Origin of the sequence: Thiocapsa bogorovii (assembly GCF_021228795.1) — a bacterium.
In the GTDB taxonomy this organism is placed as follows: domain Bacteria; phylum Pseudomonadota; class Gammaproteobacteria; order Chromatiales; family Chromatiaceae; genus Thiocapsa; species Thiocapsa bogorovii.
The window spans coordinates 1,771,018-1,795,835 of the sequence record NZ_CP089309.1 but is presented as its reverse complement, the minus strand read 5'-3'; the positions used below and the strand labels follow the sequence as shown (position 1 = coordinate 1,795,835).

Genomic DNA, 24,818 nt, shown 5'->3' with positions numbered 1-24,818 from the left:
TTCGTCCGCCAGCATGCCCCGGGCTTCTCGCGCAGACACATCACGCATCGGTCCGGCATGCGAGCGATCGTTCGAATGCGATCACCCGAGCATGACCCCCGAGCATTGCCACATAGACACGATCATCATGACCTACTGCCTCGGACTCGCCCTCGACGAGGGCCTCGTAATGGCCGCCGACTCCCGCACCAACGCCGGCGTCGACTATGTCACCACGTTCAGCAAACTCCATGTTTTCCAACCCGCCGCGGATCGGATCTTCGTTTTGATGTCCGCGGGCAATCTCGCGACCACGCAGGAGGTGCTGAACCGCATCCGACGCGACCTCGACCAGCCGCGCGATACGGGGCCCATTACGGATCCACACCGAGAGCGATCCCGGATCGACCTGCTGAGTGCGCGTTATCTCTTCGAGGCGGCGGATTATGTCGGGCGGGTCAGCGTCGGGGTGCAGCGCGATCATGCCCCGGCCCTCCACCAAAGCGGCGTGAGCGCGGAGACCACGCTCATCCTCGGTGGGCAGATCGCCGATCAGCCGCACGGCCTCTATTTGATCTATCCGCAGGGCAATTATTTTGCGGCATCGCCTCAGACGCCCTATCTGCAGATCGGCGAGACCAAATACGGCAAGCCGGCGCTGGACCGGATCGCCAAGCCAGACCTGTCGCTCGAGAACGGGGCGCGTCTGTGCGTGGTTTCCTTGGACGCGACCTCGCGTTCGAATGTGACGGTCGGCCCGCCGTTCGAGGTCGCCATCTACGCCAAGGACAGCCTGACGCTGACTCACCGACTCAAGCTGACCGCCGATTCGCCGGCTTTGCGGGCACTTTCCAGCAGTTGGAACGAGGGCATCCGCGGCGTCTTCGATCAACTGCCCCGTTTCGATTGGGAGGCGATGGGCGAGGCGCCGGCGCAGCGGCTACCAAGTTGACGGCGTCAGGCGTAATGCTCCCGGGGTCGCGCGATCCGCCCGGTCAGAAAGGAGCGTGCGGGATCGACCCGAGCGCGCCCGGCGAGCGCCGTGCGACCGAGCAGCATACGAAACAGCATGCTCTCGCGATTGGTGAGGGTCATTTCGATCGGCCAATCCTGTCCGCCCAGTGCGAGCCGGGTGCGGATCACGTAGCGGTCCTCGCGATGACCGCCCGAGTCGGTGACTCGCCGTTGGTCGAGCACCAACGCCTCGGCGTGGATCACAACATCGGTGCGTTTCTGCAGCGGGTGGACGCCGAAGCGAACGCAGTGCTGCCCGCCCCGCCGGAAGCCATCGACATAGAAGGCATGCAGCGTAGACGTGCGTGCCCCCGTGTCGATCTTGGCCTTGACGAGGCTCAACCCCAACTCCGGCAATCCGACCCACTCGCGCCAGCCCAGCAGCAGGGTCTCCGGACCCTCGCAGGGCGTCACGGAGCCCCCTCGACATCGGCTTTCGACTTCACAATCCTCACCTCGCCCTCCCTTTCGATCGTTTTGAATCATCGATGGTCGATGTTATCAGAGCCGCGCCTCGACGGGGGCTGTTAGACTCGGCAGCGATTCGGACGAGCTCGCACATCGCATTTCGGAGGCATCCATGCGTACATTGATCCATTCGACCCTCCTGCTCTTTCTCGCCTTGGCGCTGCCCCGCGCCGCCGTCGCCGATGAGGGCACGGCCAAGATCCTCGCGCCCTGGGAGGCGAACGGTCAGCTCTTTCAGATCGCCGTGGATAAGCTCCAATTCATCGGGACGTTCGAGGGTGTCATGTATATCGAACACGGGGACGGCCTGCTGGATGCTGCGCTATTTACATGCCATCGACCCAGATCATCCACGTCCTGAGCAATCAGCTGAACGGGCAGGGCTACTGCACCATCGAAAGTCCGACCGGTGATTACGTCTATGCGGAGTTCACCTGCAACGGCGAGCCCGGTTCCTGCACAGGCCAATTCACGCTCACCGGCGGAACGGGGCGCCTTGCGGGGATCACCGGTCAGAGCGACATGATCGTGCGCACGGCACTCAGCGGAACCGCCATGAACGAGGCGACCGGCGGTACGGTATCGGCGGCCAAGGGACTGGCGATCTGGCCGGAGATGAGGTTCGAGTTTCCCGGCAAGAGCGCGAAGGCGGGGATGCTCGGTACCGGAACAGGCTCCAACGGACTCGACAGTGCTACGGAGTCTGCTCCCGAGACCGAAAGCCCCGGCGCGGCCAGTTCGTCGAATGACGAGTAGGGCCCAGCCGTCGAGCCGGCGCCGGCCGGTGCTCGAGGCGATGAGGGCAAGACTCGGCAAGAGGCGGATACGCGCTCAGGTTCGATCGCGGATGCGCCCGCTGTTCGGAAGGTTGTTTTTCGGAGCACTCGCCAGCGTCCTCGCCGGCGCGGTCGCCGTCGCCGCCGGGCCCCGAGAGATCGTCGGGCTCGCGATCGTTCAGGACGACGGATCTCTTTTGATCAAGGGCGAGTCGATCGAGCTCTTCGGCATTTATCTGCCCGACGCCGGTCGGCAATGCAGCACCCGGCAGCGCCCGGTGAGGTGCGCTTCCCGGGCTGTGCTCGCGCTCGATTTTCGAGTCAGGGGTTTCGTGACCTGCGAGCCGCGCGCGCGCTCCGCCGAGGGAATGACTCAGGCCGTCTGTTATGTCGATCGCACCGGCTTAAGCCCGGGCGAGGACTTGGGTGCCTACCTGATCCAACGCGGCTGGGCGCTCGCGCTTCCCAATGCGCCTTTCGAGTATCACGCCATGGAGCGTATCGCGCGGGCGAACGCCCGTGGCGTGTGGGGGACCGTCGTGGATTCGGTGAGCCCGCCTTAGCCAGCGTCGGCCGCCGTCTTCCGGGCGATCAGTCCTTCGGCGCGAAGTCCAGAGCCCCCGACGCGCCATCGGCGGCCTCGGCTTGAGCCTCGGGCGAAGCGCCCCGTATACTGGCCGCATCCTCGGGTCCGAATCGTGATGGTTCGCGACCCCGCCCGCGACTCGGTTCCGATCCCATCGCTATCATGACGTTGTCCGCGACGCCCCGCCCTGATGCCTTGCCGACAAGATCGGCCGGTAGGGTTGACGAGAGTGAGCGAAGTCTACCGAGTCCTGCGCTGACGCCGGTGGACTGCGCTGCGCTTGTCCACCCGACAGCGCAGGGAGCGCGGGCGCATCGCTGTGATGTCTACTCGCCGACGTGGCGGTCCGCACGATGGGGCCCGAGCCGCTCCCCGGGATACGCGAAACCCTTGTCGACCGACTCCGAGCCGGCCCGAGCACCCGAGGCGTGCGTCTGAGATGTTCTTGCGGAACCGACACCCCCTTTGGATCCGCTTGGTCCTGATCCTCGGTGCTATCTCGCTGTTCATTCTGGCTTACCAATGGGGTAATCAGTACCAGGGCCGGAGCGCTGCGCCTCCGGTGATCAGCGGGTTGTTGATCCGTCCGCCTGCGAACCTGTCGGATTTCGAGCTCCGGGAGGCGCTCGGCCGCCCCTTCGGCCAAAAGGATCTGTCCCAAGGCTGGACCCTGCTCGCCTTCGGTGACCTATCGCGCGCCTCTGGACAACTCGCCGTCCAGCGTCTGATCGATGTCTACAACCGGGTGGCCGACGAGCGCGCTCTGCGCAAACAGCTGCGTCTCGTGCTCGTGACCACGGGCAATGATTCAAGCCTTCACCGGGATTTCGCCGGTCTCTTGCCCGCGTTGAAGATACTCGGCGGCGATCCCGAGCAGATCGAACGTCTCCGCGCCGACATCGGCCTCGGCGGCGCAGACACGCCGTCGATCTTCGTTGTTGCGCCAGGGGGATATGTACTCGCCTTCCTTCCCGAGACCGAAGGCGGCGCACAGATGGCCGAGGATCTGAAAGCCATCCATGCCGGCTCGTACCTCTTATTGCCGGAGACACCATGACGGAACCCGTTCGGGGCGTGGGGGCGCGGCTCTTCGTCGCCCTTCAGCATGTCCTGCCGCAGCACCTGTTGTCGGCCCTCATGTATCGGCTGGCGCGCGTGCGGTGGCGTCCACTGAAGGACCTGTTGATCGCGATCTTCCTGCGCCTCTACCGGATCGATATGACCGAGGCGGTGGAGCCGAACGCGAAGGCCTATGCGCACTTCAATGCCTTTTTTACCCGCGCGCTGAGACCCGACGCCCGGCCTCTTGATCCGGACCCACTGGCGGTCGTGAGCCCCGTCGACGGCACGATCAGTCAGAGCGGTCGGATTACGGCGGGTCGCTTGATCCAAGCGAAAGGTCGGGATTACACCGTCGAGGAACTTCTCGGGGGAGACCCCGAGCGCGCACGGGTCTTCGACGGTGGGACCTTCGCCACCATCTATTTGGCGCCGAGCGATTACCACCGGATCCACATGCCGCTCGGCGGTGATCTCGCCTGGATGCGGCATATTTCCGGACGGTTGTTCAGCGTGAACAACGTTACTGCGGATTTGGTGCCTCGGCTGTTTGCGCGCAACGAGCGGGTGGCCTGCCGATTCGAGACCGAGGTCGGCGCGATGGCGATGGTCCTGGTCGGGGCCATCTTCGTCGGCGGCATCGAGACCGTTTGGGCCGGCGAGGTGACGCCTGCGCGAGGCAGGGATCGGGCGTCGACGGCGGGCACCGTTGCGGGTGCCGGAGTCGGATCGGTCCGGCTCGAGCGCGGCGCCGAGATGGGCCGCTTCAATCTGGGCTCGACCGTGATCCTGCTTTTCGAGCCGGGTCGGGTGAAGTTGGACGAGACGCTTGCGCCGGGCTGCAAGGTCCGACTCGGGCAGAGGCTCGGCCGCCCCGCCGCGGCGACGGAGTACCTCGAATCCTGACGTGGGCCCAAGGCGAACCGGAGGCGCTTTCATGTCACATCTCTTCCTTGCAGTGACCGCTCACGGTTACGGACATCTGGCGCAGGCGGCGCCGGTCGTTCATGAGCTGGCGCGACGCTTGCCCGGTTTGCAGATCACCTTACAGAGCGACATCGACCCTGGTTTTGCGCGCAGTCGACTGCCGCGTGGGTTTACGCAGATCCACGAGGCGACGGATATCGGTCTGCTCATGCACGGCCCGCTCAGCACCCGTTGGTCGGAAAGCCTGATCCGCTATGCCGATTTCGAGGCCGACTACGATCGGCTGCTCGAGCGCGAGATGTCGCTGTTGCGCCGCGCGGCGCCCGACCTTGTCCTGGCCGACGTGCCTTGGCTGCCGCTCGATGCGGCACGGCGGGCGGGCATTCCGGCGGTGGCGCTGTGCTCGCTCAACTGGTACGACATCCTGCGCGAGAGCCCGGTGGCCGATCAGGTCTCAGATGCGGTGATGGAGCGGATGCGGTCGGTCTATGCCGCAGCGGAGCGCTTCATCCGACCGGCCCCCTCGATGCCCATGGCATGGTTGCCGAATGCGATCGATGTGGGCCCCGTCGCGAGCCGCTATCCGGACCGTCGGGAAGACTTGCGGGCGCGTTGCGGCGTCCCCGCCGATCGGCCCTTCGCCCTCATGCAGTTCGGCGGCTTCGAGGGTTTCGATCCGCTCGCGATGTGGCCCGAGCAGGACCAGGTCCATTGGCTGGCTCAGGATCTCCCCGCCGGTCCGAGGCGCGATGCGACCGGGATTTCTTCTCTCGAGCTGCGGGTGCCCGACGTCATGTCCTCCTGCGATCTCATGCTCTGCAAGCCCGGCTACGGTACCTATTCGGAGGCTGCTGTCAACCGGATCCCCGTGCTCTATGTCAAACGCGGCGATTGGCCGGAGGAGACCGCCCTGATACCCTGGCTCGCGGAGCGGATGCCGACACGCGAGATCACGCGGGAGGATCTCCTGGCCGGAGACCTCGCAGAGGCAATCCTTACGCTGTGCAGCGCCGATCGACCTCCCGCCGTGGAGCCGACCGGTATCGAGGAGGTGGCGGATCTTCTGGAGCCCCTTCTGACGCGTCGGCTCCCACGCGCGCATCATGCGTCCCGGGTTGCTCACGGCGATTCGACGGACGCCTCATTGGCAACCTCAGTGGTGGACGGGTCATGACATCCTTCGGTGCCGATCAAAAACGGGCGCGACGCCTGGCGTTTCTGGCGTTGGCCGTTTGGCCGCTCGTTTCCTGGGGCACCTTGGCCGATAAATCCCCCGCGACGGAGGGTGCCGAGACGCCTCAGGCCGAGGCCGCCCCGACCAGGCCGGCCTTGCCCGTGGCGCCGAACCGACCGCGTCCGAGCCGCGCGGAGGTCATCGCCATGATTCCGGCGGTCGCCCGGCGACACGGTGTCGAGGAGGAATTGGTGCGCGCGGTCGTCGCGGCCGAGTCGAACTACAACGCCCACGCCGTGTCCCGCGCGGGCGCGGTGGGGCTGATGCAGTTGATGCCCCCGACGGCAGCGGACTACGGGGTGACCTCGGTCGCCGATCTCTTCGACCCCAAGATCAACCTCGATACCGGCACACGTCACCTCAAGCGCCTCCTGCGAAAATACAACAACGATTACGGTCGGGTCATCATGGCCTACAACGCGGGCGAGGGCGTGGTCGATCGCACCAACAGTCAGGTGACCTATCTCGAGACGCTCAACTACACCGAGGCGGTGATCACCTATTACCGCCGCAACGGCGGAACCAAGCCGACTCAGGTGGCTTTGAACCAGGTGCGCGCGTTGCGCGGGACACGCGATCTCGGCAAGGCGCGGCGCCTCATGAAGAAGTATCTGGATCCGTCGTTGTTGTCGCTCAAGGTCAAGCCGACGCTCGACCTGAAGCGCCTGAATCCGGCCCTTCACGAGGTGGGTCCGGAGAGCAAGCCGATGTTCGAGCTGGGCGCGAGCGGTCGACCCTGATGTTTGTCATGGACGGAACATCGTCGGTATCGCTCGGAAGGTTCCACGGTCAATGGTTTACGGGTTAGCGGCGCTCCTCCTGATCCCGCTGGGCTGGGGGATCGGGGTCTTCAATCGCCTGGTGCGTCTGCGCAATCGCGTGCGCGCGGCCTGGAGCGATATCGATGTTCAGCTGACTCGGCGTCACGACCTGATCCCCATGTTGGTCGAGGCGGTGCGCGGCTATGCGACGCATGAGAAGACACTCTTCGAGGCCGTCGCGGCGCTGCGCACTCGTGCCATCGAGACGCGAAGCCCCGCCGAGCTGGCGACCCTGGAGGCGGCCCTGGAGCAGTCGGTCGGGCGGCTGATGCTGCTCGAGGAGGCCTATCCGGATCTGAAGGCGAGCGAGAATTTCCTGCGTCTTCAACGTGATCTCGTCGATGTCGAGGAGCATCTCCAATACGCCCGCCGCTTCTACAACGGTGCGGTGCGCGAGTTGAACGACGGGATTCAAAAGGTGCCGGATCTGCTGGTCGCCCGGCTGTTCGGATTTGCGTCGGCCGAATTCTATCTAGCTCGCGAGTCCGAGCGCGCGGCACCGCGACTCGAGGCCGAAACATGAGCAGGGTCGACCGCCGCCCCGAGCCTTCTGTCCCGTGCATCTCCTTCTCCAGGATGCAGCGATGCGCTGGTTCCGGGGGTGGATGGCTCCTCGGCCTCGTGTTTCTGCTCCTCCTCGGCGTCGGCGCTCAGGCAGGTGCAGCCGAGGAGATCCTCTCCTTCCACAGCGATCTTTCGATCCAGTCCGACGGCAGCCTCGAGGTGGCCGAGACCATCGCGATTCGCGCCGAGGGCAGCGAGATCCGCCGCGGCATCGTCCGCGAATTTCCGACTCGTTATCGCGACCGGCTCGGCAACCAGGTCCGGGTCGGTTTCGAGCTTCTCGGTGTGGAGCGCGACGGTGAGCCGGAGCCCAATTTCATCGAGCGCGTCTCCAACGGCGTGGAGATCAACACCGGCAACGACGATCTTCTTGCTGTCCCGGCGACCTACACCTACCGCATTCGTTATCGCACGACCCGCCAGCTCGGTTTCTTCGAGGGGCACGACGAGCTGTACTGGAACGTCACCGGTACGGGTTGGATCTTTCCGATCCTCGAGGCGAGTGCCACGGTGCGGCTTCCTGCCGAAGTCCCGATCGAAAAGATCACGGCCGAGGGCTATACGGGTCCTCAGGGCGCTGTCGGTCGAGACCTGGTTGCCGAGGTGGTCGCGCCCGACGAGATCCGTTTCGCGACGACACGACCCCTGGGTGTCGGCGAGGGTCTGACGATCGTTGCAGGCTTCCCGAAAGGTCTGATCGCCGAGCCGACGAAGGCCCAGCGTCTCGGCTGGCTCCTGTACGACAATCGCGGGGTGCTGGTCGCCCTGGTCGGGCTGATCCTGCTGCTCGCGTATTGCGGGACCACCTGGTGGCGCGTCGGGCGCGATCCGCAGGCCGGCCCGATCTTTCCGCACTACCGTCCCCCGGATGAACATTCACCCGCGGGTCTGCGGTATCTGAGTCGGATGGGCTACGACCACCGTTGCTTTGCCGCCGATCTGGTCGAGATGGCGGTGAAGGGCCATGTGGTGATCCATCAGGAAAAGGCCGGTTGGCGCGAGGCATGGCGGCTCGAGCGTTTGCATGGCGCCGACCAGGCCGCACTCACGGCGAGTCAAGCGACCTTGCTTCGGCTGCTCTTCGCCAAGGGCGATCAGCTGGTACTGACCAACAAGCAGGCGGATCGGGTCGGGCCGGCTCAGAAGGGCCACACTCAGAGCCTCGTGCAACTCTATAGCCCGCGCTTTTTTCTCGTCAACGACGGTAAGCTCGCCCTTGGGATCGCCTTCTCCGTGCTCTATGGCGGTGTGGCCTGGATGGTTGCGGGCGGAGACGGAATCCCGGCCATGCTCGTCCTGTTCGGGCTTGCCGTCGGTGCGCATGTCCTCTTTGCCTGGCTGCTGAAGGCACCGACCACCGAGGGGAGACAGCTGCTCGACCGAATCGAGGGTCTCAAGCTCTACCTGAGTGTCGCCGAGCGTGACGCGTTGAGTTCGCTCCCCGGGCCGGGCAGCGATGCGCCGCCCCTGCTGGATGCCGAACGCTACGAGGCGCTGTTGCCTTATGCCCTGGCGCTGGATGTCGAAGAGGCCTGGACTCGCAAGTTCACGCTTGCCGTCGGCGTCGCCGCCGCGGCGGCCGCCGCAGGCGGCATATCCTGGTATCGAGGCCGCGGCACCGCGGGCGATCTCTCGCGTGTGAGCCGGTCGCTTGGCCAGACCCTCAGTCGTCAGATCGCGTCATCCGCGACGCCGCCCGGCAGCAGCTCGGGCGGGGGTGGCGGCGGCTCGTCCGGCGGCGGTGGCGGCGGCGGTGGCGGGCGCGGGCGGTAAGTCGGGACGCGCCGTCGGCCTCGGTGTTGGCGCCGGATCATCCCTGGCGGCAATTCGACGCGCTCGGCCGAACCCTGAGACGTCATCTGCCGGGCGCAACGGCGGCCCTCTTCGCACGCCCCGAGATTGCCCTCGATGGCGCGGGTACGGTCACCTGGACCAGCGCGCTGGCCGGACAACCGCGGCCTCTGTTGGATCTGCCCGACGAGGCGCAGGCGGCGGCGCGGCGCATCCTCGCCGATCACCTGAACGCGATCTCCCGTCTCGCCGACGAGCTGTCCCGCCGCGAGCCGGACGATCCCGAGCCCGCGCAGCTCTTAAAGCGCGCCATCGTCTACCCGGGCGACGAGTCCGTCTATGTAATCGGCGACGCCCCGGTCCTGATCTCCTGGGGCGGGACCGACCCCGGCCGGCCGCCGCGCGCAGTCGGTACGCCCGATCCCGCGACCGTGCCGCCCCCGCGGCGGCGCCCTGCGTGGATCCTGCCGCTCCTGGGGTTGATCGCACTCGCAACGTTGGGAGTCGGTCTCGGCCTCGGTATCTGGTTCTGGCAACTGGAGGAGACCGAGCAGGGCTTGCGCGAGGATCTCGACGCCGCGCTGGCCAACCACTGCGATCCGGTCGCGCCGCTCGTGGAGCTCGCCTCCCGCCTGGACCGGATCGATCGGGAGGACGCGCGCTACGCAGATATCCGCATGGCGGTCCTCACCGAGATCGGCATCTGCGAGGAGGCCGCGCTCTTTGCCGAACGACTCGCGACCGAGCCACCCTGCGATCATCTGTCCACATTGGACGAAGAGCTTGCCTTCTACGATCTCGAACGCGAGCCTTTCCGCGCCCTGAAGACCGACCTGGACCGGCGGATCTCGGCCTGCACGCGGGTCGATGGACTCGCGCAACGCTTCGATGTCGTCGCCGGCGACTGCCTCGCCGTCGCCGAGTTGGACCAAGAGATCGCAACACTTGATGAACCCAAGCGCGCGCTGGCCGCGCTGCGCGTCGGACTCGATCGCGCACTCGCCGCCTGCCGTCTCGCCGAGACACTCGGCCCGCAGCTGGCTGATGCGTTCGAGGACTGCACGGCGCTGCGCACCTTGGCGCGCGAGACCGCCCCCGCATTCGTCGAGCTGGATGCAAGCCGACCACCCTTGAGCGAGATCCGCCGAGGGCTCGACGAGGCCCTCGCACGCTGCGACCTCGCCGATCATCTGGAGGACGAGCTGGCCCGCGCGCAGGACGATTGTCTGGCCCTTGCCGGACTCGACGAAACCCTCTCGCGCCATGACCCGGACCGCGAGCCACTCGCCGCCGTGGCCGGGAGACTCGCCGTCGCGCTGCGCCAGTGCGCCGACCTGAACGACCTGGAGCAGCGCTTCGCCGAGGCCAACGGCGACTGTGATTCTCTACAGGCCCTGGCCGACGGGCTGGAGGGCTATCGAAACAACCTTCGTTTCCTGGACATCCGCACCCGTCTGGCGCCCGAGCTCCAGATCTGCAGCGAGGCCGACGCGCTGCAGGAGCAGATCGCCGCCATCGGCGGCGACTGCACCAAGGCGCGTGCGCTGGCCGCACGCCTCGCCGATCAGGGCGACCCGCGCTTCGCCAAGGCGCGCGCCGCCCTCGTGGCACCGATCGCCGACTGCGATCGGATCGACCGCTACACCCAACGTCTCGCCGAGGCCGGCACGGACTGCACGCGCCTCGTCGCCCTCGAGCGTGATCTCAAACGCGAGTCCGCCCCGACGTTGCGACCGGTCAGGCAAGCGCTCGACGAGCGGATCGGCCCGTGCCGCCCGCCGCCACCGAAACCCGTCGTGGTCCAAGCGCCCCCGAAGGCCCCGCCACCCGAGATCAAGACCGGCACCAAACCGACCATCCCACCCCCGCCCCCCCAAGGAAGCGGCTCCTTCGCCATGCGCGGCGACTGCACGGGACGCCTGACCATCGACCCGACCTCCGGCTGGGACGGCGACCGTGTCCGACACATCGTCACCATCGATCCGCCGGCCAGCGAGCGCGTCGCCCGCGTGACCTCCACCAACCCCGGATGTCGCAACTGCGCGCTGCGCAAGATCGGCCGCAACACCTGGCGCGGCGATCTCTTCTACGGGTGCCGTGGTCGCGGCATCGTCCAGATCTCCTACGCCGCTGACGATGCGAGCGGTCGGGTGATCTGCAGCGGAAACGGCACCGGCCTTTGTCTCGGACGACGTCGCAAAATAGCCAAACGTCGCTTGTAGGGCGCCTCCGGCGGAGCCTCGCGCCAATCCAAAGGCCCCGGGAGAGGCATGCATACCGGGATGGCCGCGTCGGATGAACTATCCGGATTGGTGTCGATGTCGATCGGGCCGGCAAGCCGCTCACTGCACTCGGGCCAGCGCTTGAACCCATCCGCTTGGTCCTTGCACAGGCCGTTCTTCGATACGGAGTGGTCGCGATTCGGCGCCGGGTGACGGAGGAAGCGGGCGCGGCCAATGGTCGAACCAATCGTAGATGTCGCACTGCCCCGACAGGTGGCGCAGTGCAACAGACATCCCGAACCCGCGACGTCGCTACGGCGTGAGGTCCACCAAGATGAGGTTCAAGGTTTCGCCGGAAGCCGAGCCCACGGCATGTACCGCGGTGACGGTGCCATCGCCGAGCGGAAGGTCCACTGGTCCAATGACCGGTACGCCGGTGCCGGCAGGCGCCACGGAGACCGAGTAGATCGCGGCCGGTGGCGTGGCGGAAACCTGCTGACCGTTCGCCAGATCGGTGAAGAGCGGTGCTCCGTCGGCCAGGACATCGACCAGCGGCGCGTCGGCTGTGTGACGAACGATCAGCCTGGCTGCGCCGGACTCCGGTGCGCGGATATCGTTGACGAACTTCGTGGTGGTGATCGATCCGGCGTCGGTGAGATGAGCCACGAGCGTAAAGTTTTCGCCGAAGTTGACCGGAAGCAGCGTGGTCGCGGCGATGGGGCCGGCACAGGGGGTGTCGTCTGCGAGGCGAATCTCCAAGGTGTACAGGCCGGCGTCCAGATGCGCCGGTCCGGGGGATGAGGTATAGGTCACGCCGGCTGCGACGCACGCGCCGTCAAGCGACACATCGACGGGGAGTGCTGTCTCGAGCCCCAGGTCAGCACCATCGATACCATGGACCAGGTATGCCTCGGCCGCGAGGGCGCCGCCGACGGGTACGCTCCCAAACAACAAGGCGGCAACAATAGCCTTCTTGATCATGTCTCGTTCTCCTTTCATCGGGTGGAGGTTTGTGGCGAGTTGAACTCGCGCCCCGCAAGAAATGGTCGCGAAAAGGAAAAAAATCAACAAAAACCTTTCATCTCCCGTTTATTGTGCGTTCCTTAATGTTCAAATACTGTTCAGGCGGGCCGCCTTCGGGGAATGCGTTGTCCGGAACGTCGGGCGCGTTCGGATTGCGCGTGCCCGCGCGGATGCCGACACGCCGCGGGACATCGCTGCGCTGCGAACGGGGTTCGGAGTCGCTCGGCCCTCTCTTTGCTCCGGATGTCGGCGTCGACCGGCGGGAGTTGCCCCCACGGGAGACGGGTTGCGCGCCCGAGGCGATTGGGCGTTCGCGCGGTCAAGATGACCGATGCGCTTTCCCCGAGGTCAATCCATCAGATCGACCTCGAGCCCCGACTCGGCGAGGGCCTCGCGGCGTTCAGCAAGGTAGCGTTGAAAGCTCGGTTGCCACAGGTAGGTGCCCGTTGCGACGTAGTCCAATGCGCCGTGGATGTGGAATGCCTTGAAGTATCCCTCGGTGCGGAAGACCTCGCGCCCGGCGGCATCGAAGAAGACCAGGCTGGGCGTGTACTTAATGCCGAGCTCCGCGGCCCAGTCGCGGATCGGGATCTCGCGGCCGTCGACCGTCTGAACGAGGTCGCGCGAATAGGTATCCAGGATTGCCCCGTCGAAGTTGCTCAGCGCGTAGATGACGGGCTCGCGCTTGAGGATGTCTTCGTGCAGCTCGTCGCAGTCTCGGCAGGTGGGCTGCTCGAACATCACCACCAAAGGACGCATGGAGGCATCGCGATTGTCGGCGAGCCGGAACGGGGCCTTCAGGAAGCTCCCCTGTGTATGCAGCGTGCCCTTGGCTTCGGCCGGATCGAGGCCGGCGACATAGTCGGAAAAAGACTCGCCGATCTGCTCGCGTCGCTCGGCGACGTAGTCGAGTGCAGCCTTGAAGCGATGGGGCGGGAAGTAGCCGTTGATCCGCAGAACGACCTGCCCGGCCTCGTCGAGCAACAACATCGTGGGTGTGAACTGGACCTTGAGGTCCGCGCCGAGTTGTTTTTCCGTGGTGAGATCCCCGGACAAGCCGGTCACCTCCCGATCACCCCAGAGATTGATGGCGACGACGTCGAAACTCGCCTGCATTCGACGGGAGATCGACTGATCGCCCAAATTTTCCTGCAACAACTTGGCGCAATAGGGGCAGCCGTCCTGATAAAAGTATAGGATCAGGCGCTTGTCCTGCGCGGTGGCCTCGGCGACATCCTCGCGGAGATCCAAAAAGGACGCCTTGAACCAGGCGGGTTGCTCGTGATAGCCGGGATTCTGCATCCCGGGGGCCAGCTCGGCGGGTCCGTCGCTTGCGGCGCCGGCGAGCGTGCCGAGCAGGAGCAGACTCCATGCCAGGTGGTGTCTTCGAGGCGAAGGCATCTTCATCGTTCCAGTCTCCTCTGCGGTGCAACGGGGCTACCGAGCGCCGATGCGCGCAACGGTTCCCCTTGTCGTCATGCGGCTAGGACGCGGATGGCGCCTTCGCTTGAGATGGTCGGCGAGTGCCGAGGTTCCTAACTGTCCGGATCGGGCCCGATCCGGTCGGCGCGACCGAAACGCCGTTCTTCGTCATAAGGGAAGACGTCTTCGAGATGGCCCGCCCGAATGTGCTCCTGGCGTGCCTGCCACCAGGCCGGGTCGAATAGCTCGCTGTGCAGCTCGCGGAAGACCTTGCGGATTCGCGGGTCAGTGAGCAGGAAGGTCTCGAACTCCTCCGGGAAGACATCGTTCGGCCCTGCGCTGTACCAGACCTCCTCGGCCATCTCCATCTCGGGGTAGGGTGCGGGCGGGATCTCCCGAAAACGGCACTCGGTCAGGTAACACAGCTCGTCGTAGTCGTAGAAGACGACGCGACCCTGACGCGTCACGCCGAAGTTCTTGAACAGGAAATCGCCGGGGAAGATGTTGGCCGCCGCAAGCTGCTTGATGGCGTCGCCGTATTCGCCGATCGCGTGGCGGATGTCCTCGTCGTCGGCGGTGTGCAGATACAGATTCAGCGGCGACATGCGTCGCTCGATGTACAGATGCTTGATGATGAGCTGATCGCCGTCGGACTCCAGACTCTTTGCGCAGTCGGTCTCCAGCATCTCCACGAGCGCGGACGAGAAGCGGTGACGCGGGAAGGCGACGTGGGAGTATTCCCAGGAATCGGCCATCCGCCCGACGCGGTCGTGCAGCTTCACCAGCTGGTACTTCTCCTTGACGGTCTCCCGCGTCATCTCCTTCGGCGGCGGGAAACGGTCCTTGATCACCTTGAAGACGAAGGGGAAGGAGGGAAGCGTGAAGACGCACATCACCATCCCGCGGATGCCGGGTGCGATGACGAAATCGTCCGCCGAATACCTTAGATGTTTGAGAAAGTCGCGGTAGAACTCCGCCTTGCCGAATTTCTGCAAACCGATGGCGGTGTAGAGCTCGGCCTTGCCCTTATGCGGCATCAAGGGTCGCAGGAAATCGACGACCGCAGCCGGCACCTCGCTGTCGACCATGAAGTAGGCGCGCGAGAAACTGAAGACATCCGAGATCTCGTCCCCGCCCGAGAGCAGCGTGTCGACATAGAGTCCGCCGGGAGAATCCGCGTCTCCCTCGTCGTTGAGGATCGGGATGGCGAACGGGATCTGGTCTGCCCCGTTGATCGCCTTGCCGATGATGTAGGCAGCCTTGTTGCGGTAGAAGGGCTCGGAGAGGACGGCGAGCTGAAAGTTCTGATGTAGCGCGCGCCTGCGCGGGAAGCGGTCCCGCACGGCACGCATTAGGCAGCGGATGTCGTGCCGGCGGTTTCGGAAGGGGCGCTGAAAACCCATGTCGCCGAGGATGCGGGCGATCACCCGCGCGAAACCGTCACGCGCAGGGTAATAGGGTCGAAAGATCGGGATCTCGGCCTCGAGGTGTTCGGTCGAGATCATCGGCCAGACGAAGATGTAGCTGTTGTTGTAATAGCGCCGATCGAAGAGTCGGCAGAAGACCGAGTTGTAATAGGTCTCGGCGAGCTCAGGCTGGTGGTGCAGCGGCAGGAGGCGCATGTATTCGATCTTGACGCGGCGCCACAGGATGTCGGTCGGGTCGCGCAGATGAAACTCGCGGCGCAGCAGGGCGACCGTCTCGCCGACCCGCTCGTCGTAATAGCTGATCCGCTCGCGTGCGGCGGCCTGGACCGCCGGCCAATCCGCCGTTTCGAAGCGTTCCCGCGCTCTGCCGGTGATCTCGCGAAACAGCCGATAATGACGTCCGAATCCGTCGAGGATCGCCTCGGCAATCTGTTTCGCCTCGGTCCACGCCATTGTTTTCCCTCGCTGTACCCTGCCGGATCGATCGCCGCCGGGTGGTTTAGTGACTTAAACCGCGCCTGGAGCGGCATCTGTAGTGATTGGATTGGATCCGCCACCGTTGAAACCACGAAAGCCGGAGCTGACGCGGTCCATGATGATGAAAAATGAAAATCTTAAACCGCGTCCCCGCTAAGATTTCGGGAGTGCACTTACCGGTGGACTCACTCGGAGCTCGGCCTCTCGCTCTGGACGCGGTTTAATCGAGATCCAGCGGACCGTCGGCCACCAGGATGCCGTCCTCGTCGCAGTAGACCTGATCACCCGGGATGAAGCGCACCCCGGCGAAGGTGACCGGGATATCGCGTTGGCCTTCACCGCGCCGGAGGCTCTTGCGCGGATGTGTCCCCAGTGCCTTGACCCCCAACGGCATGGCGGCGATGTCGCGACTGTCCCGGATGCACCCGTAGAGGATGATTCCGGCCCAGCCTTGCTCTACCGCGCTCGCCGCAATCAGGTCTCCCAGCATCGCGCAGCGCATCGATCCGCCGGCATCGACCACGAGGACGCGGCCGTGGCCGAGCTCGGCCAGGGTCGATTTCACCGGAGTGTTGTCTTCGAAGCACTTGACCGTCACGACCGGCCCGCAGAAGCGCACCTGGCCGCCGAAATCCCGAAAGATCGGGTCGCAGATGCGGACGCGTTCGTCGTATTGATCGGAGAGGTCAGCGGTTTTGAAGTCGGACCTGTGCTGCGCGGACGGGTTTTCTGTGGGCATCGGCGGTCGTGGGCGAGGCTGTCGGCGGAGCGCCGAGTATATCGCAACCCCGCGCGACCGCACCGGCGAGGTTGCAGCTCTCCCAACCAGGTGATGTCCGCGAGACCCTGCTCTAAACCGCGTCCAGAGCGACATGCGTCATTTTCATGTTGTATTGGTCTTAGGTACTTTTTCGACCTTTGGGGAGACGCGGTTTAGATTTTAATATTTTTTGAACTCTTAAACCGCGCCGACTCCAACAAACCCATCCAAAAATACCGCATACCGCGCTGGGCGCGGTTTAAGCGGGGATCGCCTCGGGAGATCGAGCGAGCGCCTTGACCCAGCCTTCCATTGCCGAATTCGCCAGGGGCATCGGGGCCTCGAGGAAGGTGATGACGAATCGATCGGCCTTCTCGACCACACCGATCGAGCGAGGCCTGACCGCCATCACATGGGAATCCTTCAGGTGGGTTCCGAAGCAGAAGATGACGTGTTTGGCAGCGAGGATGTCATCGGCGATCTCGCCTTCTTCGAGCGCTCGGGTGTGCGCGTAGTGATCGAAGGTCGAGATGAATTCGGCGATCTTATGCCGTGCGATGCAGCCCTTCAGGTACTCGATGATGGCTCCGGCATCCTTCATGGGGGTTTCCGGCTTGAGTAGCTCGAGGCTGTACACGGGATATTTCTCTTGTAGCAGGGATTGTTTCATTGGCGTCGTTCCGGAGTCGTGGTTGATGATGCCGCGATGCGGGAATGTTAGGAGGCCCGAGCGTGGCGAAGTCCGACCGCGAGGCTATGGATTAAAGCACGGCTTGGCATTGAAGATTCACAATCCGCGTTTGGGCTGCCGAGCGGAAGCGAGGCGCCGGATAAACCCGAGCTGAGCAGTCTGAGATTTATCAATGCATCGCACCGCGACGATGCCTAGACTGCGCATCAACCTCATTTCGGGAGCCGACGTCGGGTGCCCCGGTCGCGAAGACCGACGCACCTCTCGCCAGGACTCGACGCACATCGGAGCTAGACCATGACCCAGCAGACCCGGATCGTTCCGCGCTCGACTCGCATCGGCGTATCGGAGACACCTTATTGGCTGTGGGCCCCAGTGCTTGCGACGACCATGATCCTCGCTGTGCTCTTGTTTGTGCCTATGCCGTCGATTATTTGAGCGAGGATGTTTGCAGCATGATGGAGACTCCAAAACAGCAATCAGGGCGGCTTGAGCACTTCCCGATCTCCTTCTTCGCAATGGTGATGGGCCTGTCGGGCCTCACCATCGGTTGGGAGAAGGCTCAGACGGTCCTCGCCCTCGACTTGGGCATCACCCCTTGGCTGATCGGCGTGACGAGTACTCTCTTCATGATCTTGATGGTGCTGTATGCGGCCAAACTGGCGAGGTACCGGCAGGCCGTGATCCAAGAGCTGCGCCATCCGGTGAAGCTCAATTTCTTTCCGACCATCTCGATCAGTCTGCTCCTGCTCTCTATCGCCTTCTTACCGGTCATGAATGACGTGAGTCGTTCGCTTTGGATGGCGGGAACGGCGCTTCATTTCGTTTTCACGCTCTATGTCGTGAATGTTTGGATCCATCATGAGCATTTTCAGGTGCATCATATGAATCCGGCCTGGTTCATTCCGGCGGTCGGGAATGTCTTGGTTCCGGTGGCCGGAGTCCCCTTGGGCTATCAGGATATTTCCTGGTTCTTCTTCAGTACCGGAATGCTGTTCTGGTTGATCCTGATGACGATCATTTTTTATCGGGTGCTGTTTCATCATCCGATCGAAGAGCGCTTGATGCCGACGCTTTTCATCCTTATCGCCCCGCCCGCCGTCGGGTTCATTGCCTATTCGCGTCTTGTCGGGGAGCTCGACGCCTTTGCGCGGGTACTCTATTTCATCGGTCTCTTTCTGACCGTGCTGCTGTTCACTCAAGCGAACCGATTCCTAAAGCTCGGATTCTTCCTCTCCTGGTGGGCCTACTCCTTCCCGCTTGCGGCGATCGGCATTGCGAGTCTCTTGATGTTCGAGCGCACCGGACAGGACATCTACCGCTATCTCGGTCTCGGTCTGCTGACCCTCCTGACCGGCATCGTCGTCTTGTTGCTCGCGCGCACCGCCATCGCGGTCCGCCGCAACGGGATCTGCGTTCCCGGCCACTGACGCCCTCGGCAGGCGCGGGACGACGGGTTTGCCGATCCGTCGTCTCGAGGCCTCGATCATCTCCCGAACCGGTCGAATCTTCTCGGTCGCCGAGCCTCCGAACCGATCTCGTACTCGAGGAATTACCATGTCCGACGTCGCCTCCGCGGTGAAATCGAATCCGATCTATGCCTTTGTTTTTCTGATCCTCTCGTTCTCGGCAGGACTCCTGTTGGCCTATCTGCGGGGCCCGCAGACAACGCCGACCGAGCCGCTGAAGAGCGAGTCGTTGGCGACCGAGACCCTTGTGACCCTTGAGGTCGCGGGGTCCGACGCGCCCGTCTCGACATCCGTCGGGACAGCTGGCCATGCCGATTGGGCTGTCCTAAACGGGCGTCTGAGCGATGTCGAAGCCGAGCTCCAGCGTCTCGAAAAGGAGGTGGTGGCGGTGGCGAAGAAGCAGGTGGCGTTCGCACGCGTCGTTTCGGAGCAAGAGGGTCGTCCGGCCGAGATGCTCCCCGAGATCGATACAACGACCGCGACCGATGGCGACTCGGATGCTTTGGACACGGCATCTTCCAGGAGCCGGTTGGAGGATGACCTTGCGCGTCTCGGTGCGCGTCCGACGGAGCGCGGCTATTTGGTGACACTGACCGATTCGGAGCTGCGCTTCCCGGTCGGCGGGAGTGCGCTTCTATCGGAGCGTCCCGAAGGGCTCGAGGCCATCGCCGAGGTTCTTGCGCGAGATGACCGCCTAGTGGCACGTGTCGAGGGCCATACGGATCGCTCCGGCAGTGCAACCAAGAACCTGACGCTTTCCCGGGAACGCGCCCGGTCGGTCGCTGATGCCTTGGCCGCAACCGGGGTCGACGCCGAACGCATCGAGATCGTAGGGATGGGGGAGGCCCGACCCATCGATGCGGGCCGGACCGCCGAGGCGCGGCAGCGCAATCGCCGTGTCGAGGTTTATCTGATCGAGCGTTGAACCCGGATGCGGCCGTCGTTGGCATTACCCGGCCCACGGGCCTGCGGTCCAGCGTCATCGTCAAAGCGCGATCAAGCCCTCGCATGCAGCAAGGCTAGTTCGCAGGCTCAGACGGTCGCATCCTGGTGTGGGTGCTCGAGCACTTCAGCCTGGAGCGATCGAATGCCCGCGACCAGCTCGTCGCGCTCCTGAAGCAGTTTCTTGATCGGGTCGGTCAGTGCCTCGCGGTCGAGGCGATCGAGCGCGAGGAGCTCCCCGGCGTGCAGGTGAATCTGTCGGTGCACGGCGTCGAGCGAGCGGAAGCTCGGCATCTCTCCGTAACGCTCTTGGCCGGTTCCGAGGTACCAACGCCCGAAGTCGCACGATTCGGGTTCAAGCTCGGGTCGCCGTACTGCGGTATCGGTCGAGACGTGGCGCACGAGACGATTGACCCAGTCGCGATGGATCGCCTCCAGGCTCAAAAGCGATAGGTCCTCGGTGGTCCAGTCCACGTCGGGGCGATCGGTCCAGAGTTGCGGTGGGCGAAAACCCTTGATCCAGGGAAGGAGCTGCTCGGGGGGCATCGGGTCTGCGATGCCGTAGCCCTGCGCCAGGATGCAGCCCAGGTCCATCAACAGCAGGCCGTGCGCGGCGGATTCGACGCCCTCGGCGATCACCTCGCGCTGGAAGGCATTGGCGATCCCGATGACGCCCTTGACCAGATTGCGACCGTCGCGCGAGCGTAGGATGTCGCGGACCACGGTTTGATCGATCTTGACGACCTGGGCCGGAAGACAGCGAAAATCGGTCAAGGACGCATAGCCGTTGCCGAAGCCGTCCAACGCGAACTGGACGCCGAGGACAGCACATGCTCGGATGACCGAGGCGGTAGTCTCGATGTCGCGCAACGCCTCGGACTCGATGATCTCGAACAGCAACCGCGCGGGATCGACGCCCGGATGCTGCGCAAGCATCTCCTGCAAGGCGGCGACGAAGCCGGCGTCCTGCAGCGAGCAAGCCGAAAGATTGAGGCTCATCGTGAGATCCAGCTCAGCGCTCTGCCAGTCTTCCAGCAATCGCAGCGCCCGATCCATCACCCACCAGTCCAGGTCATGGAGGAGCTCGTCGCCTTCCATCAGTGGCAGGAACTCACTCGGAGGCAAGAGTCCGCGCTCGGGATGCGCCCAGCGTACGAGTGCCTCGACACCCACGACTCGGCCCGAGCGCATATCGACCCTCGGTTGCACATGTAGCCTCAGCTCGTCGCCTTCGATGGCCTCTCGGATGCGCACCAGCTCGAGCTTGTGAGCCTGATCGGGGCGGTCCTTGACCGCCTTGAAGAACTGAAAGCGGTTGCGGCCCTGCTGTTTGGCCTGATACATGGCGTGATCGGCATGGCGCAGGAGGGTATCTGCATCTCCTGCGTCCTGCGGGAAGAGGGTCACACCGGCGCTGCCGGTGACCGCGAGCGAGTGACCGTCGATCAGGATGGGTTGGGCGAGCGACGCGAGCACGCGCTCGAGCAGCGCGGCGCAGTCCGACAACGACTCCATCCGATTCATCAGCAGGACGAACTCGTCACCGCCGAGCCGGGCCACCGTGTCGTCCTCGCGCACGCAGCCGCGCAACCGGCTGGCGACGGTGACCAGCACCCTGTCGCCCATCTTGTGCCCGTGTGTGTCGTTGATGGGTTTGAACCCGTCGAGGTCCAGATAACAGACTCCGAGCAAGAGACCTTGCTCGCGGGCCTGCACGACTGCCGCGTCCATGCGTTCGGCCAAGAGCCGCCGGTTCGGAAGGCGCGTCAAAGGATCGTAGAGCGCGATTTCTTCGAGTTGGCGTCTGCTGTCGAGCAGCTTCTGCTCGTTGCGCCGTCGCTCGAAGGCGCCGCCGATCAGATCGCCGAGAAACCCCAGTGCACGCATCTCCGAGTCACGCCAGTTGCGCGTGTCGCTCAACATCTCCATGGCGACGAATCCGCCCATCCGACCGGCCACCCGAATGGCGACGGCGGCCACCGATCGCACCTCGAGCTGCTCGAGCTGCTCGCGGTCGACACGCCAGGTCTCGGGGAGCTTGCCGACGTCGTCGATACGGATGTCGTCCCCGTGCTGCAGGGTTTCCATCCAACGCGGGATCAGCGATGTGGGCACCGGCGGCGCGCCTGCGCCGGCAAGCCCGAGGCCGCTCGCGCTCCATTCCTGGGTGTTGCGCATGCTCGAGCCGTCGCGGCTCAGCACGAAGACATAGGCCCGCTCCGCGCCCATGCGCCGCGCGACGGTCCCCAAGGCATTCTCGACCAAGGGGCCGACTGCATCCGCCGGAGCGGCCACCAAGGATCGCGATGTCTCGACCAGGACGGTCTCCAGCGTGACCAGATACGAGAGCGCCCGCTCTGCCTGTTTGCGCTCGGTGATGTCGGTCCCCGAGCCGAGGCCGCCGATCAGTTGTCCTGCGTTGTCGCGGATCCGGCTATTGTTCCATTCGATCAGCCGCTCCGAGCCATCCGCGCAGAGGATCGTACCCTCGACCGCGATCAATGGCTCGTCGTCCTCCAAGCTCACACGTGCAAGGATTCGGCGTGCCTGCTCGCGCTCGCGCTCGGGTACGAAGGACTCCGTCCAATCACGCCCCACGATCTGCTCTCGGTCGAGGCCCAGGACCTCGCAGCCTTTGCGGTTGATGAGCCGGACACGACCATCGAGATCCAAACCGACCAGGATCACGGCGGCGCTGTCGAGGATGTGTTCGACCTCGGCGAGGCGCGGTTCTCCAGACTCGGCGCGAATCTCCGAGCCCGCTTCGGGGTTCGCACCGCCCGTAAGGATCCCCGAGCCGGATCGCGGCAGTGTCCTCGTGCCTGCGTAACGGCTCGCCGATAGGGCCAGAAGGAGGGCGAGCCCGATCGAGAGGACCCAAGGCCACACGCCGGCCCACGACAGGAGTCGGTGGCGCTCGGCATCCTCTGCTGCGGTCAGGTCCATCACCAAATAGAGCATGGGCTCCGGCTCAAGTGCGGCGGGATCGACGCGCGACCCATCCGCGTTGCTCGTCTTGCCGACGCTCATCACGCCGATCAGGCGGCCCGATTCGGGTCCAACCTTGAAGTGCGGCTGCATGGGCAAAGCGGCGGCCGCACGCGCGATGTCGGCCGGTATCGCATCGATCGTCTTCGTCGTTGAAGGGTCTGCGGGCTGCTGCGCGCCGGCACCCTGAGCCGATCGGCCCTTGTCGAGTCGCCCGAGTGCGAGGAGACCCGGATGCGCGCTGGATGCGCCGAGGACGAACGCCACGGCCGGCTCGTTGCCGCGCGATGGATCCTGCAAGATGGCGGAGGCGATTTGTTGCAGCAGCCTCTCCGCGGCCGCTTCCTGCTCGATTCGGACGCGTGCGGGGATACCGAGGGAAAGCTGATAGGCAAGGTGCAGGGCAAGCACCAGTGCCAGAACGAGCGCCACCAGGCCTATCGGCGATCTTTGCGCCTTTGTGCGAATCATTCGGCAGAGGTTGAGGTATTGACCCTAGCTTCGCGGGAGAGCACACGAAAAGTGTCGTCATTTCCTGCTGCTCACTCTATCACGGGGCTATGCAGGGCGACAGTGATCCGAGAGCAGGCGAGCGCCGGGACAACAAAAAAACCGGCGGCGCTGATGCACCGTCGGTTTTCGGAACGCGGCCGGCCGGAGACCCGGCCGATGGACGATCGCGCTTCGCGTCTGCGCGAAGCCGCGATCAGAGGTTTTTCAGAACTGGGCCTCTTCGGTCGAGCCGGACAAGGCCGTCACCGAGGAGGCGCCGCCTTGGATGGTCGTGGTCACGTCGTCGAAGTAGCCGGCGCCGACCTCCTGTTGATGCGACACGAAGGTATAGCCCTTCTCGCGCGCCGCGAACTCGGGGGCCTGCACCTTTTCGACGTAGTGGCGCATGCCTTCCCCGCGGGCGTAATCGTACGCGAGGTCGTACATGTTGAACCACATGCTATGGATGCCGGCCAGCGTAATGAACTGGTACTTGTAGCCCATGTCCGCCAGCTCGTCCTGGAACTTCGCGATCGTGACATCGTCGAGGTTCTTCTTCCAGTTGAAGGACGGCGAGCAGTTGTAGGCCAGCAGTTTGTTGGGGTTCTGCGCGAGAACCGCCTGGGCGAATTCGCGAGCGAAGCCCAGGTCCGGCGTACCGGTCTCGCACCAGACCAGATCGGCGTAGGGTGCATAGGCCAGACCGCGGCTGATCGCCTGCTCCAAGCCGTTGCGGACGCGATAGAAGCCGTCGTCCGTGCGATCGCCGCTCACGAACGGACGGTCATTGTCGTCGACATCGGAGGTCAGCAGATTTGCCGCTTCGGCATCGGTGCGGGCCAAGAGCAGAGTCGGGACACCCATGACGTCGGCGGCGAGCCGCGCAGCGACCAGTTTCTGCACCGCCTCGCGGGTCGGTACCAGCACCTTGCCGCCCATGTGGCCGCACTTCTTGACCGCGGCGAGCTGGTCTTCGAAATGAACGCCGGAGGCGCCCGCGGCGATCATGTTCTTCATCAGCTCGAAGGCGTTGAGCACGCCTCCGAAGCCGGCTTCGGCATCCGCCACGACCGGGAGGAAGTAATCGATGTAACCCGCGTCACCCGGCTCGATGCCCTTCGACCATTGGATCTCGTCGGCGCGCTTGAAGGCGTTGTTGATGCGCCGCACCATGGTGGGGACGGAGTCGTAGGCGTAGAGTGACTGATCCGGATACATGGTTTCGGAGGTGTTGCCATCCGCGGCGACCTGCCAGCCGGAGAGGTAGATCGCCTCGATCCCGGCCTTGGCCTGCTGCATCGCCTGACCGCCCGTGAGCGCGCCCATGCAGTTGACGTAGCCCTTCTTGGCCTCGCCGTGCACCAGTTTCCACAGCTTTTCGGCGCCGCGTTTGGCGTAGGTCTGTTCGGGCTGGACCGAGCCGCGCAGACGGACCACGTCCTCGGCGGAGTAACCGCGGGTCACGTCGGTCCAACGGGGGTTTTCGGCCCAGTCCTGCTTCAGGGCGTGGATCTGTTCTTGGCGGGTCATGGTGGTGCTCCAATGAAGTCTTTTTACCGATCCGCTCGGCTTGCCCGGGGCAGGCCGTCTTGTCGGGGCTCAGTGGTTTTCCCCTTCAGGATCGCAGATGTTTGACCGTCCTACTCGGTCTTGACCTAGGAAACTACCGGGGCTTCGACCATTTGG

At 64.5% G+C, this 24,818-nt stretch carries 22 protein-coding genes; 14 read left to right on the top strand and 8 right to left on the bottom strand.

What is annotated here, in order from left to right; genetic code table 11:
• Window positions 1-91 precede the first annotated feature (91 nt).
• Entirely contained in the window at window positions 92-931 is an 840-nt protein-coding gene (locus tag LT988_RS08195) for a 20S proteasome subunit A/B (RefSeq protein ID WP_456300847.1), read from the top strand.
• Window positions 932-936: 5 nt separating this feature from the next.
• Here the strand turns inward: LT988_RS08195 and LT988_RS08190 are convergent, their stop codons facing one another.
• A complete protein-coding gene (locus LT988_RS08190) occupies window positions 937-1,407 on the bottom strand; it encodes an ATP-dependent zinc protease family protein (protein WP_232409683.1) in 471 nt (156 codons plus the stop codon).
• A gap of 166 nt (window positions 1,408-1,573) precedes the next feature.
• Between LT988_RS08190 and LT988_RS08185 the strand changes: the two genes are divergently transcribed.
• The 10 genes from LT988_RS08185 to LT988_RS08140 all read left to right on the top strand — a co-directional run bounded on the left by LT988_RS08185 (window position 1,574) and on the right by LT988_RS08140 (window position 11,441).
• Window positions 1,574-1,822 carry a hypothetical protein gene (locus LT988_RS08185; RefSeq protein WP_232409682.1) on the top strand — a complete coding sequence of 83 codons (249 nt, stop codon included), beginning with the start codon at window positions 1,574-1,576 and terminating at the stop codon, window positions 1,820-1,822.
• Window positions 1,792-2,217 carry a hypothetical protein gene (locus LT988_RS08180; protein WP_232409681.1) on the top strand — a complete coding sequence of 142 codons (426 nt, stop codon included), beginning with the start codon at window positions 1,792-1,794 and terminating at the stop codon, window positions 2,215-2,217. Before LT988_RS08185 ends, LT988_RS08180 begins: the two co-directional genes overlap by 31 nt.
• Before the next feature lie 91 nt (window positions 2,218-2,308).
• Window positions 2,309-2,800, top strand: a complete 492-nt coding sequence (locus tag LT988_RS08175; protein WP_232409680.1) for a thermonuclease family protein — start codon at window positions 2,309-2,311, stop codon at window positions 2,798-2,800.
• 462 nt (window positions 2,801-3,262) lie between these two features.
• Complete coding sequence (locus tag LT988_RS08170) at window positions 3,263-3,880, top strand: hypothetical protein (RefSeq protein WP_232409679.1); 618 nt, start codon at window positions 3,263-3,265, stop codon at window positions 3,878-3,880.
• Window positions 3,877-4,788: an archaetidylserine decarboxylase gene (gene asd / locus LT988_RS08165; RefSeq protein WP_232409678.1), complete on the top strand. Its 912-nt coding sequence runs from the start codon at window positions 3,877-3,879 to the stop codon at window positions 4,786-4,788. Before LT988_RS08170 ends, asd begins: the two co-directional genes overlap by 4 nt.
• A gap of 31 nt (window positions 4,789-4,819) precedes the next feature.
• Window positions 4,820-5,983: a glycosyltransferase family protein gene (locus tag LT988_RS08160; protein ID WP_232409677.1), complete on the top strand. Its 1,164-nt coding sequence runs from the start codon at window positions 4,820-4,822 to the stop codon at window positions 5,981-5,983.
• A complete protein-coding gene (locus LT988_RS08155) occupies window positions 5,980-6,783 on the top strand; it encodes a lytic transglycosylase domain-containing protein (RefSeq protein WP_232409676.1) in 804 nt (267 codons plus the stop codon). Before LT988_RS08160 ends, LT988_RS08155 begins: the two co-directional genes overlap by 4 nt.
• 52 nt (window positions 6,784-6,835) lie before the next feature.
• Window positions 6,836-7,387, top strand: coding sequence for a LemA family protein (locus LT988_RS08150; protein ID WP_232409675.1), 552 nt, complete (start codon window positions 6,836-6,838; stop codon window positions 7,385-7,387).
• Window positions 7,388-7,485: 98 nt separating this feature from the next.
• Entirely contained in the window at window positions 7,486-9,201 is a 1,716-nt protein-coding gene (locus LT988_RS08145; RefSeq protein WP_232409674.1) for a DUF2207 domain-containing protein, read from the top strand.
• Between the two features lie 23 nt (window positions 9,202-9,224).
• Window positions 9,225-11,441, top strand: a complete 2,217-nt coding sequence (locus tag LT988_RS08140; RefSeq protein WP_232409673.1) for a hypothetical protein — start codon at window positions 9,225-9,227, stop codon at window positions 11,439-11,441.
• 312 nt (window positions 11,442-11,753) lie between these two features.
• On the opposite strand, the gene LT988_RS08135 is transcribed toward LT988_RS08140, so the two are convergent.
• From LT988_RS08135 to LT988_RS08115, 5 genes are all read right to left on the bottom strand, one after another.
• Window positions 11,754-12,422 carry a DUF4397 domain-containing protein gene (locus tag LT988_RS08135; RefSeq protein ID WP_232409672.1) on the bottom strand — a complete coding sequence of 223 codons (669 nt, stop codon included), beginning with the start codon at window positions 12,420-12,422 and terminating at the stop codon, window positions 11,754-11,756.
• A gap of 390 nt (window positions 12,423-12,812) precedes the next feature.
• Window positions 12,813-13,871 (bottom strand): thioredoxin family protein, encoded by a 1,059-nt coding sequence (locus tag LT988_RS08130; RefSeq protein WP_232409671.1) that lies wholly within the window; start codon window positions 13,869-13,871, stop codon window positions 12,813-12,815.
• Window positions 13,872-13,999: 128 nt separating this feature from the next.
• Window positions 14,000-15,766, bottom strand: coding sequence for a bifunctional isocitrate dehydrogenase kinase/phosphatase (aceK, locus tag LT988_RS08125; protein ID WP_232409670.1), 1,767 nt, complete (start codon window positions 15,764-15,766; stop codon window positions 14,000-14,002).
• Between the two features lie 244 nt (window positions 15,767-16,010).
• Complete coding sequence (rraA, locus tag LT988_RS08120) at window positions 16,011-16,529, bottom strand: ribonuclease E activity regulator RraA (RefSeq protein ID WP_232409669.1); 519 nt, start codon at window positions 16,527-16,529, stop codon at window positions 16,011-16,013.
• A gap of 280 nt (window positions 16,530-16,809) precedes the next feature.
• Window positions 16,810-17,220, bottom strand: a complete 411-nt coding sequence (locus tag LT988_RS08115; RefSeq protein WP_232409668.1) for a DUF6858 family protein — start codon at window positions 17,218-17,220, stop codon at window positions 16,810-16,812.
• A gap of 318 nt (window positions 17,221-17,538) precedes the next feature.
• Between LT988_RS08115 and LT988_RS08110 the strand changes: the two genes are divergently transcribed.
• The 3 genes from LT988_RS08110 to LT988_RS08100 all read left to right on the top strand — a co-directional run bounded on the left by LT988_RS08110 (window position 17,539) and on the right by LT988_RS08100 (window position 19,635).
• Window positions 17,539-17,679 carry a hypothetical protein gene (locus LT988_RS08110; RefSeq protein ID WP_232409667.1) on the top strand — a complete coding sequence of 47 codons (141 nt, stop codon included), beginning with the start codon at window positions 17,539-17,541 and terminating at the stop codon, window positions 17,677-17,679.
• 20 nt (window positions 17,680-17,699) lie between these two features.
• Entirely contained in the window at window positions 17,700-18,671 is a 972-nt protein-coding gene (locus LT988_RS08105; protein ID WP_232410536.1) for an SLAC1 anion channel family protein, read from the top strand.
• A gap of 127 nt (window positions 18,672-18,798) precedes the next feature.
• A complete protein-coding gene (locus tag LT988_RS08100; RefSeq protein ID WP_232409666.1) occupies window positions 18,799-19,635 on the top strand; it encodes an OmpA family protein in 837 nt (278 codons plus the stop codon).
• A gap of 107 nt (window positions 19,636-19,742) precedes the next feature.
• On the opposite strand, the gene LT988_RS08095 is transcribed toward LT988_RS08100, so the two are convergent.
• Together LT988_RS08095 and aceA are read right to left on the bottom strand one after the other, a co-directional pair.
• Window positions 19,743-23,072, bottom strand: coding sequence for an EAL domain-containing protein (locus LT988_RS08095; RefSeq protein WP_232409665.1), 3,330 nt, complete (start codon window positions 23,070-23,072; stop codon window positions 19,743-19,745).
• A 285-nt stretch (window positions 23,073-23,357) separates the two neighbouring features.
• Window positions 23,358-24,662: an isocitrate lyase gene (gene aceA, locus LT988_RS08090; protein ID WP_232409664.1), complete on the bottom strand. Its 1,305-nt coding sequence runs from the start codon at window positions 24,660-24,662 to the stop codon at window positions 23,358-23,360.
• Between the last annotated feature and the right edge of the window lie 156 nt (window positions 24,663-24,818).